We start from the raw sequence: 3,594 nt of genomic DNA, 5'->3' as shown, positions 1-3,594 counted from the left end.
GCCCTGCCGAGGGTTCCTAAAACTCCCAAAAACGTCGATTTAACAGCAAATACAGATGAAGCGCTCAGTTTTTAATCCAACCACCCGGATTGGAGCTAGAGATGGGCGGTTTCCGTTCGGCAATGCGAATCTTTGACGAGAGAGTTTGAACTAGAGAGTTTGAACTTTGTGGTCGGATTCAACAGTTCAGGGTTGAAAAAGCAGAAAAAGTAACATGGTCGATTATTGCCAAGATTTTCCAGAAAACCCGTCCAAGAAAATTGCCACTCTAGCAGACATTCTGCGCTACAGAGCCGTAAACGAACCGGAAAAACTGGCGTTTACCTTCTTGCAGGATGGGGAAACACCAGGCGAGAACCTAACTTATCGAGAGTTGGATCGGCGCAGTAGAGCGATCGCATCCCAGCTGCAAACGATGGGTTTAAGTGGCGAACGTGCCTTATTGCTTTATCCACCGGGTTTGGATTATCTAGCAGCATTTTTCGGTTGTTTGTATGCAGGCGCGATCGCCGTTCCCGCTTATCCGCCTCGCAACCAACGCAACACGCCGAGAATTCAAGCAATTTTGCAAGATGCACAGGCGAAAATCGCGCTCACCACAACAGCGATTTTTGCGAAAGTGCGATCGCTTCTGGCTCAAAAAACTGACCCAAATGACATCCAGTGGCTAACTACGGACAACTTACCCAATGGCATCGAAGAGAATTGGGAACTGCCAAGCATTCATCAAGACACATTAGCTTTTCTGCAATACACCTCCGGTTCTACAGGAACGCCGAAAGGAGTCATGCTCACTCATGGCAACCTACTGCACAATGCCGCCATGACTTACCGGCTTATGGAACATTCGCCCAGTAGCAAATTTGTCTCCTGGCTGCCGATATATCATGACATGGGACTTATCGGCGGCGTCCTGCAACCCTTGTATGGCGGGTTTCCTTGCTACTTAATGTCACCCGCATCTTTTCTGGTGAGTCCGTATCGCTGGCTGAAAGCGATCTCCGATTACCAAGGGACTACCAGCGGTGGCCCGAATTTCGCTTATGAACTGTGCGTTCAGAAAATTACCCCCGAACAAAAAGAAACCCTCGATTTAAGCAGATGGAGTGTCGCTTTTAACGGTGCAGAACCCATCCGCCAAGATACTTTAGAGCGGTTTGCAGATGCGTTTGCTTCCTGCGGCTTTTTAAAAACAGCTTTTTATCCCTGTTACGGGATGGCGGAGGCAACCCTAATCGTTTCAGGTGGTGTCAAGGCAGCGGTTGCGGTCACGAAAACTGTTCAAAAAACGGCATTAGAACGCAACCAAGTCATTGATGCTGATTTTGATGAGGACAATTCTCAGCTTCTGGTCGGTTGCGGGAACACCTTACCAGAACAGGAGATTGCGATCGCAAATCCTGAAACTTTAACCCGATGTGCGCCAGATGAAATTGGTGAAATTTGGGTTTCAGGTCTTAGTGTCGGTCACGGCTATTGGAATCGACCAGAGGAGACGGTGCAAACCTTCCGCGCCTCCCTGGCAGATACGGACGGAAAGCCTTTTTTAAGAACAGGCGACTTGGGCTTTTTGCACAATGGGGAACTGTTCATCACAGGTCGAGCCAAAGATTTAATTATCATCCGGGGTCGCAACCTGTATCCGCAAGACATTGAACGAACGGCAGAATGCAGCCATCCAGGATTACGTGCAGGCAGTGGTGCCGCTTTTGCGGTAGAACTCGGCAATGAAGAACGGCTGGTAGTAGTGCAAGAGGTGGAATTTCGCGCGAAACCGAATGTTGAGGAAGTCACCGCCGCCATTCGTCAGGCAGTTGCAGAAGAACATGAGATACAAGTTTATGCGGTAGTTCTGATTAAAGGTGGCAGTATTCCCAAGACTTCCAGTGGGAAGATTCAACGCCGCGCTACTCGTGCGGAGTATCTGGCAGGCGAATTGGATGTTATTGGTAGCAGTATTTTAGAGAATTCCTATCCTGTCGAAAATGAAGATGCTCTCACCCGCGAGGAGTTGCGGGCTGTTGAGTCGGAAGAACGTCAGCAGCGATTAGAGGCTTATCTGCAAAGGCAAGTGGCGCGGGTGCTGGGTGTTGCGTCGTTTGAATTAGATTTTGGGAACGAACCGCAGAGGACGCAGAGGAAGAATCATCGAGGAAATATTAGTATTGAGCAGCCTTTGAGCCGTTTTGGTCTCGACTCGTTAATGGTTTTCGAGTTGAAGAATCGGATCGAGGTTGATTTGGGGGTAGCTGTATCGATTGCGGATTTGTTCGAGGGAGTTAGCATTACCCAACTGGCAACGCAGATACTCGACCAACTTACTCAGGCGGTTCCCTCTGCATCGATACCTTTGTGCAGAGTTGAAAGAACTACTGTCCAGCATCCACTTTCTTTTTCTCAAGCTAGATTGTGGTTTGTCAATCAACTGCAACCGGGAACTCCGGCTTACAACATTCCCATCGCGGTTCGTCTGACGGGACGGCTGGATGTGCCAGTGCTGGTTCGCAGTATTCACGAAATTATCCGGCGACACGAAATCTTGCGGACAAGCTTTGCCGTAGTGGAGGGCGAACCCGTGCAAGCGACTTCTGGGGAAAGCTGCGTCACCTTAAATTTACCAGAGGTGGATCTGCGGCAATTGCCCGATGCTGAGAGACAAGCGCAAGCGCAACAATTTGCGATCGCAGAGGCTCAAATGCCCTTCGACTTGGCACAACCGCCGTTATTACGGGCAAAACTGCTGCATCTAACCGCAGAAGAGTCGATGTTGCTGCTCACGCTACACCACATTGTTGCCGATGGTTGGTCGGTTAAAGTTTTCGTCCGAGAATTGACAGCACTTTACGAAGCTTTCTCGACCGGAAAGCCTTCCCCACTCGCTGAACTTCCCATCCAATATATTGATTATGTCGATTGGCAACAACGATGGTTCTCCGGCGAGAGGCTAGAAACTCATCTGAATTACTGGAAGCAGCAGTTAGGGGGAGTTCCCGTATTAGAGTTGCCGACTGACCGGGCGCGATCGCCAATTCAGACTTTTCGGGGGGCGCAGCAGAAGTTAGTGCTGCCCAAAGCATTGACTGAGGCAATCAAAATGCTAGGTCAGCAGGAGGGTGTCACCTTATTTATGACCTTGCTGGCGGCGTTTCAGACGTTGCTTTACCGTTATTCAGGACAAGAGGACATTTTAGTCGGTTCGCCGATTGCCAACCGCGATCGCGCTGAACTGGAATCATTGATTGGGTGCTTTGTTAATACTTTGGTGTTGCGTACCGATTTGGCAGGAAATCCCAGCTTTAAAGAATTGCTGGGACGGGTGCGAAAGGTGGCAATTGATGCTTACGTTCACCAAGATTTGCCTTTCGAGAAGCTGGTGGAATTACAGTCGAGTCGAGATCTGAGCTATAACCCGATATTTCAGGTAATGTTCGTCCTCCAGAATCCCGCATTTTCGACGGTTTCGTTACCAGAGTTAACTTTCAAAACTTCGGAAGTTGAGAGTGGAACCGCAAAGTTCGATTTATTCCTATCAATGATAGATACGGAACAGGGATTGAGCGGGACGCTGGAATACAACACCGATTTGTTCAACGC

General features: G+C 49.2%; 1 protein-coding gene. It reads left to right on the top strand.

The window, feature by feature from the left end:
• Window positions 1-214: 214 nt before the first annotated feature.
• Window positions 215-3,594 (top strand): condensation domain-containing protein (locus H6F50_RS26965; protein ID WP_190427946.1); only part of this gene is annotated, 3,380 nt, incomplete at its 3' end.

This window comes from Coleofasciculus sp. FACHB-712 (genome assembly GCF_014695635.1).
Taxonomy (GTDB): Bacteria; Cyanobacteriota; Cyanobacteriia; order Cyanobacteriales; family FACHB-T130; genus FACHB-T130.
The sequence above is the reverse complement of the archived record's forward strand: the minus strand, read 5'-3'. Positions and strand labels throughout refer to the sequence as shown.